Here is a 6200-nt window from a genome sequence, read left to right as displayed (position 1 = left end):
CCATGTCCATGCCGGCCATGTCCATGCCGGCCATGTCCATGCCGACCATGTCCATGCCGGCCATGTCGGTCCCCATCACTGCTGCGGGAGACATCTGTGACACGCCTTGCATCGGACAACCAGGTCCACCGCTCGCCAAAGACAGCTGGAGAGCAGCGAAGCTCGCGAAGAGCGCGATTGCGCGGAGCAGGCGGACCATGCCGAAACGTAGCCACCATCGGGTCTGCTCCAAGCCTCTCCAAGCCGAGTTCCGAACGGCACCCCATGGTCCGTCACGAGGACGACTCGTGATTTTGCAGTTCAGCCAGCCTGCCTACCTCTTCTCCAACGTGACGGCCACCCATGAGGATCGCGACGGCGTGCTCCTGGACGCCGAGGAGGTGGGTCCGATACCGCGGCGAATGGCTACACAAAAGCGGGGCAGGTGATGGTCACCGGCCCCGCATCGTTTCGTTGATGTCACTTGTTGAACGCGCGTCAATATGATCTACAGCAACCGTTCGTCTGGTAGATCCATCCGCCGCGCGCCCCGGTCTGCCAGAGGCGCAATGTACGGCGATGTTTCGCGACCGAACCGACGAGCGCCGAAGAAGCTGCTATCGTCGAATGCATAAGGCACGTCGAGGTGAGAGTCCGGCATCACCTCGCCGTCGTAAGTGGGAAGAGCACGGGCGTCAGCGAGGGAAAGCGTGATGATGACGTCGTCTTCCTCCTCATCGAGACGGGCCGACTCGATGGGGATCAGCACGCGGCGCTTCGTCTCCTGTGTGGCGTCGTCGAGCTTGACCTCGCCTTCGATGTAGCGCACGCGCATGAGGCTCGTATCGACGATGAGATCCTCGACCGTTCCGATCTTCTGTCCGTCTTTCGTTCGCAGATCCCAGCCGCGAATGTCGGAGTCACCCTCGGCGACGTCGAGATCCGACGCCTGCTTCAGCGGAACAAGGCGAGGACGTTCGTTTTCGTCGGTGTTTTGCGTTTCGTTGGCGCCAAGTTCGCGTCGGCGTGTCTCATCGTTGTGCATGTTGGATTCCATCGTGATTACTCCGGACTATAGTTTCGACAAAGAATGGCGATGCACGATCGTGCTATCGCGGCGGTGGAGTGCGCAGCGTGTCCATGCGTATCAACGCGCTGTCGCGCGGTGAGGCGAGGGTCCCGGCGGCGCTGTTGGTGTCGTAAGCCCCGGTGCGCCCGGCTGTCGCTGAATTCGGGCTGTTCCGCATCGAGACGAACCAGATCAGCCCGGCCAGGACGATGGCACCAAACAGCCACGGAACCCAGGAGCTTTCCTTCTTTGTGATGTTGATTTCGGCCACGATTACTCCTTCATTAGGTGAGACCACACACCGGTGCATGAAGCGTGCGAGCGGTGCGCAATCGATGTCGCGTGTCACAATCGTGCTGCGTCTGATGCCGTGCTGAGCTCTAAACGCCGCGGCACGCCCGTTGCACCTCGGTCGGGTTCTCTTCGCGTTGGCATTGTCCGCAATTCTCTCGAACGCTGAAACGCCTGAAGCAAGACGCCTTCCATGGACACGCGACGGCTCCGGTCGCTTGGAGTCGTGTCTCGATAGGATTTCTTCCTCTCCAATACCACTTTATACCGAGAGACAGGACATGGCACCGATCTGGAAGGGGAGCATAAGTTTCGGATTGGTGAACATCCCGGTCGAGCTCGCCGCCGCTGTGCGCGCGGACAACATCTCGTTTCGCATGCTGGACGCCGAGTCCGGATCGCCGGTCAAGTACGAACGCGTGCGCGTGAGCGACGGCACGCCGGTTCCCTGGGATGATATCGTCAAAGGGTTCGAGTATGTGAAGGGTCAGTACATCGTGTTGACTGACGAGGACTTCAAAACGGCGGCACTGGAGTCGTCGAAGCGCATAGACATCTGCGACTTTGTGGATGCCAAAGAGATCGACCGGCGCTTCTTTGAAACGCCGTACTTCCTGCTGCCTGGCAAAAGTGCCGATCTGGGCTATGCACTGTTGCGCGAGGCCATGCGGGAGAGCGATGTGGTGGGTATCGGCAAGATCATCATGCGTCAGCATCAGCATCTGGCAGGCATTCACGTTGTGGGCAATGCCTTGGTGCTGGAGCTGATGAGATTCGCGACCGCAGTCGTGGACATTTCGAAGTACACGTTTCCGGCAACCACCGCGGCGCGTCCGCAGGAGCGGAAAATGGCGGTACAGCTGGTGAAGAGCATGCAAGCACACTGCGATGCCGACAAATACACTGACGAGTATCGGGCTAATCTCATGCGGATCATCAAAGCCCGCTCGAAGGGGAAGCAGATCACGTTCGACGCCCCGCCGCCGGACGAGGCGGACGGGAAGGTGCTCGATTTGATGAGCATGTTGAAGAAGAGCCTCACACGAAAGCCTGCAGCCGGTACGCGTTCCACCGGGACGGCAACGAAGAAGGCGGTGGCGAAGAAGACTGTTGCGAAGCGCGTACGACAATCTGCGTGAGTACCATGCAACCGTCGATCTCGCCGATGCTGGCGACGGCTGGTACGGCGCTGCCAGCGAGCGCGGGATGGGCCTTCGAGCCCAAGTACGACGGCGTTCGCGTGATCGCGATAGCTTCCGCGAACCGGGTGCAACTACTGTCGCGAAATGGGATCGACAAGGCGCCGCAATTCCCTGAAGTAGTCGAGGCTCTGCGGGCGTTCGCACAGCAACGACACGGCGTTACCGTGCTCGATGGTGAGCTGGTCGGTCTCGACGGCGCAGTAATCGGTCGCTTTCAATCTGTGCAAGCTCGCGTACACGAACGTGACGTGTCGGTGATCGCCGCCCGGATGGCGACACAGCCGGCGGCACTGATGCTATTCGATCTTCTGGTCGACGGCACGCAGTCCTGGGTAACGCAGCCGTGGCACGTGCGGCGTTCGGCGCTCGAGAAGGCATTCCCCTCACGTGGGCTAGTCGGCCGAGCGCGCGGCGGATCGATTCGACTCGGTGAAGCCGTGCTTCACGATGGCGAAGAGTTGATGCGCCGCGCACAGCTGGCGGGATGGGAAGGGATCATGGCCAAGCGGGTGGATGCGCCGTATGCCATCGGTGTGCGTTCTCGCGACTGGCTGAAGCTCAAGCTGGATCGACAGCAGGAATTCGTGGTTGGGGGCTGGACCGAGCCACGGAACTCCCGGCCATACATCGGTGCGTTGCTGCTGGGCTACTATCGCGACGCCGATCTGCAGTACGCCGGGCATGTGGGAACGGGGTTCACACGCGCCGAGCTGGCGTGGTTGCACCATCGGCTCGGAGGGTTGGGTCGCAAAACGTGTCCTTTTTTCACGACGCCAGCCACGAATGCCAGCGCTCGTTGGGTGCGTCCCTCTCTGGTGGTTGAAGTACGCTTCAACGAATGGACCAACGATGGTCATCTGCGACAGCCGGTATACCGCGGCGTCAGAACCGATAAGCGCGCGCGTGACATCGTGCGGGAGGTGGTGATGCCTGATCCAGCGACAAAGGTCGAGTTGGCGCCGGTAATCGGCACGGCCCTCGAGTTCACCAATCTCGACAAGGTCTTTTCCCGCAAGGCGAAGAAAACCAAAGGCGATATTGTGCAGTATTACACCGCTATCGCACCGCTACTGTTGCCGTTCATCGCGGATCGGCCGTTGGTGCTGCGGCGCTACCCGAACGGCATCGACAAGCCCGCCTTCTTTCAGCAGCGCGTGGCCAAAGGCGTTCCGTCAACCGTGCGTACGGAACTGATTCCACAACCGGATGACTCCAGCGATCGGCGCATCGTGGGCGGAGACCTGACCACCTTGCTCTATTGCGCGCAGCTCGGCGCCATCGACGTCAATCCGTGGCACTCCCGGGTCGGCTCGATCGCGTATGCGGACTACTCAATCATCGACCTCGATCCCGGCGCAGGAGCGACCTTCCGCCGCGTGATCGACGTGGCGCGATGGATTAAAGACGTGATGGACGAACTGGGCGTATCCGGAGCGCTGAAAACCTCGGGCGCGAGCGGGCTGCACGTGTACGTGCCGCTGTCGGCGGAAACGAGCTACGACAGCTCTCTGCTGGTGGCGAAGCTGATTGCCACACGGGTCGCGCAGCAGCACAGGGAGCATGCCACCATCACTCGTTCCGTGAAAGCCCGCGCACGCGGAACGGTCTACGTCGACTATCTGCAGAACGTACAGGGCAAGAGTGTCGCGTCGGTGTTCAGTCTGCGCGCTCAGCCCGCGGCGTCCGTGTCGACGCCACTCTCGTGGCAAGAACTGACGAACGATCTCGACCCCCGTGCCTTCACACTCGACAATATCCTTACCCAGGCATCGGCGCGCGCGAGATTGTGGTCACGTGCCTCATCGACACCCAATGATCTGCGCAAGCTTGGACCGGCATGAACGAGATTGCTATTGCAATCTCAGAAATTCATTGTGCAACGCCGAGTGGGCGGCCGATACTAGCCTACATGAGTTGACTGTCACCCATGTACCGGCACTGCCACTTTACGCCCGCGTTTCCCAGGATTCTTCGTATGGCGCCGATCGTTCTCAATAATTCGATGATTCAGTCCGTGCGTCCCATCCGCGAGCATGGACCGTTCCCGGTATTTGCGCCGGGGGATGCTGTGCAGTTCCAGCTGTCGGTGGGCACGGTTCGGGCGCGCGTAAGTGGCATCGATGTCCAGGCGCGCAAGGATCTTCCTCTTGGTATGCCCTATCGGCTCACCGTGATCGAGGCGCCGCCGCTATGCGGCTATAGCGCGGGCGCCGACTGTACGATCCGTGCGGCGTGTCTCCAACGCGACGGCGAGGCGCCCGACGCGGTGGCCGTCGTCGCTGCCCCCGTTGCCCCACAGGTCACGACGCCGACCTTTCTGGTGGCGTACATGCGCGAAGGGGGCAATTTCCCGATTCAGGGGACGCTGCTGGTGCAGGGCGCCACGCTCGACGCCGCGAATGCCGCAGCTACGAAGTTCCTCAATGACGAACTCGCGGAGGACGTGCGCGAGGGCAGGGAGCTGCCGGAGGCGATGGTGATATTGCTCAATGCCTCAGAAGTGCCGATGCCCGCAACCGACGTCCCGGTGGTTGCCTCGGTGTCTTGGTAGCAAACTGGGCCGAAGCGCCGGCGCTTTACCTTACAACGAGATTGTTTACGACGGTGTAACTCGGCGCCTTGTCCTTGGCGATCGTTTCAGCGCGAGACTTCTGCGTTCCGCTCTTCACGCTGCCGTTCAGCGTGACGGTCCTCGTGTCCTTGTTCGTATTCACATTCACGTCGCTCGCGTCCACCGTCGCGTCGGCCATCAACGCCGTTTTTACGTCGGCGGTCTCACTCGCGGCGTCCATCGAAGCCCCCATGCTGGAGGCGGCTTCGCTCGTTGCTTCCGCCGCGTTTTTCGTATCTTCTTTCGCGCCGTCGGCCGTGTTCCCACAGGCGGTCGCAATCCCAAGTGTGCTGGCCAGCAGCATGAGCGTGATGCGTGACATACTTGACTCCGGTTGACTGACGTTTCGAATGCACTCGCTCGAACCCTGCCGGTGAGTGCAACAGCCGTGCCCGCACGTCTCGCCGACGCTCAGCCCGCAATCATCGTCAGCACCGCACCAGGAGACATCTCGCGACCCGCCGCTACCAGCGCCTCCAGCAATTCCTTGCCGATGGTCGCGCGCGCGGCTTCCACTTGGCCGCCCATCTCCGGGCCCATCGGATGCACCACTACCACCCCGGTACGTTCCGACATCGCGTCCGCCGCTGCGGCGATCGTGACGGCGCGTTCGGCGCGACCCTCCGCCGCTTCTGCTGCCGCCAGGCCGGTAAGCGCGAGTCCGATGCCACGTGGGCTGCCCACTTCGTCGTACACGCGCAGCGACCGACGAAATGCCTCGCGCGCCACGGGGATCCGCGACGCGGAGAGTGCCGTCCACCCGATCTCACTATGCACGCGCGCGAGTTCCGGTCGGTCGCCGACGCGTTCGAACGACAACACGGATTGGCCGTACAATTCCAGCGCACGGCCGAACTCGCCTTTCGCTGCGGTCATCTGCGCGAGGAAGCTGAGCGCGAGTCCGCCGCCTTCGAAATCGCCGATTCGCGTCTGGATTTTGCGGGCCTGCGTGAGCAATTCGAAGCCGACATCCGCCGAGCCGCTCACGAACTGCTGCAGCCCCTTCATCGACATCGACAGCGACAGCAGAAAGTCGAGGCCGGGCCGT

7 protein-coding genes and 1 pseudogene are annotated in these 6200 nt (G+C 61.7%); 3 read left to right on the top strand and 5 right to left on the bottom strand.

What is annotated here, in order from left to right:
• The 3 genes and pseudogenes from ACESNG_RS00310 to ACESNG_RS00300 all read right to left on the bottom strand — a co-directional run.
• A pseudogene (locus ACESNG_RS00310) lies at positions 1-199 on the bottom strand (hypothetical protein); the annotation flags it as partial.
• A 288-nt stretch (positions 200-487) separates the two neighbouring features.
• A complete protein-coding gene (locus ACESNG_RS00305) occupies positions 488-1036 on the bottom strand; it encodes a PRC-barrel domain-containing protein (RefSeq protein ID WP_373065433.1) in 549 nt (182 codons plus the stop codon).
• A gap of 52 nt (positions 1037-1088) precedes the next feature.
• On the bottom strand, positions 1089-1319 hold the full coding sequence (locus ACESNG_RS00300; RefSeq protein WP_373065431.1) for a hypothetical protein: 231 nt from the start codon (positions 1317-1319) through the stop codon (positions 1089-1091).
• Between the two features lie 301 nt (positions 1320-1620).
• Between ACESNG_RS00300 and ACESNG_RS00295 the strand changes: the two genes are divergently transcribed.
• The 3 genes from ACESNG_RS00295 (at position 1621) to ACESNG_RS00285 (ending at position 5092) form a co-directional block, all read left to right on the top strand.
• Positions 1621-2478: a Ku protein gene (locus ACESNG_RS00295; protein WP_373065429.1), complete on the top strand. Its 858-nt coding sequence runs from the start codon at positions 1621-1623 to the stop codon at positions 2476-2478.
• Between the two features lie 5 nt (positions 2479-2483).
• Complete coding sequence (gene ligD / locus ACESNG_RS00290; RefSeq protein ID WP_373067239.1) at positions 2484-4382, top strand: DNA ligase D; 1899 nt, start codon at positions 2484-2486, stop codon at positions 4380-4382.
• A gap of 134 nt (positions 4383-4516) precedes the next feature.
• Entirely contained in the window at positions 4517-5092 is a 576-nt protein-coding gene (locus ACESNG_RS00285; RefSeq protein WP_373067236.1) for a hypothetical protein, read from the top strand.
• Positions 5093-5117: 25 nt separating this feature from the next.
• Here ACESNG_RS00285 and ACESNG_RS00280 read toward each other — a convergent pair whose 3' ends face one another.
• Both ACESNG_RS00280 and ACESNG_RS00275 read right to left on the bottom strand, forming a co-directional pair.
• A complete protein-coding gene (locus ACESNG_RS00280) occupies positions 5118-5474 on the bottom strand; it encodes a BON domain-containing protein (RefSeq protein WP_373067234.1) in 357 nt (118 codons plus the stop codon).
• A gap of 89 nt (positions 5475-5563) precedes the next feature.
• Positions 5564-6200, bottom strand: a 637-nt coding sequence (locus ACESNG_RS00275; protein WP_373067231.1) for a tetratricopeptide repeat protein, incomplete at its 5' end; no start/stop codon positions are given.

The organism is Gemmatimonas sp., assembly GCF_041689975.1.
Classification (GTDB): domain Bacteria; phylum Gemmatimonadota; class Gemmatimonadetes; order Gemmatimonadales; family Gemmatimonadaceae; genus Gemmatimonas.
The sequence above is the reverse complement of the archived record's forward strand: the minus strand, read 5'-3'. Positions and strand labels throughout refer to the sequence as shown.

Coding starts and splice junctions, on each gene's coding strand:
- ACESNG_RS00305 (WP_373065433.1), bottom strand. CDS start 1,036: ATGGAATCCAACATGCACAACGATGAGACACGCCGACGCGAACTTGGC.
- ACESNG_RS00280 (WP_373067234.1), bottom strand. CDS start 5,474: ATGTCACGCATCACGCTCATGCTGCTGGCCAGCACACTTGGGATTGCG.
- ACESNG_RS00295 (WP_373065429.1), top strand. CDS start 1,621: ATGGCACCGATCTGGAAGGGGAGCATAAGTTTCGGATTGGTGAACATC.
- ligD (WP_373067239.1), top strand. CDS start 2,484: ATGCAACCGTCGATCTCGCCGATGCTGGCGACGGCTGGTACGGCGCTG.
- ACESNG_RS00285 (WP_373067236.1), top strand. CDS start 4,517: ATGGCGCCGATCGTTCTCAATAATTCGATGATTCAGTCCGTGCGTCCC.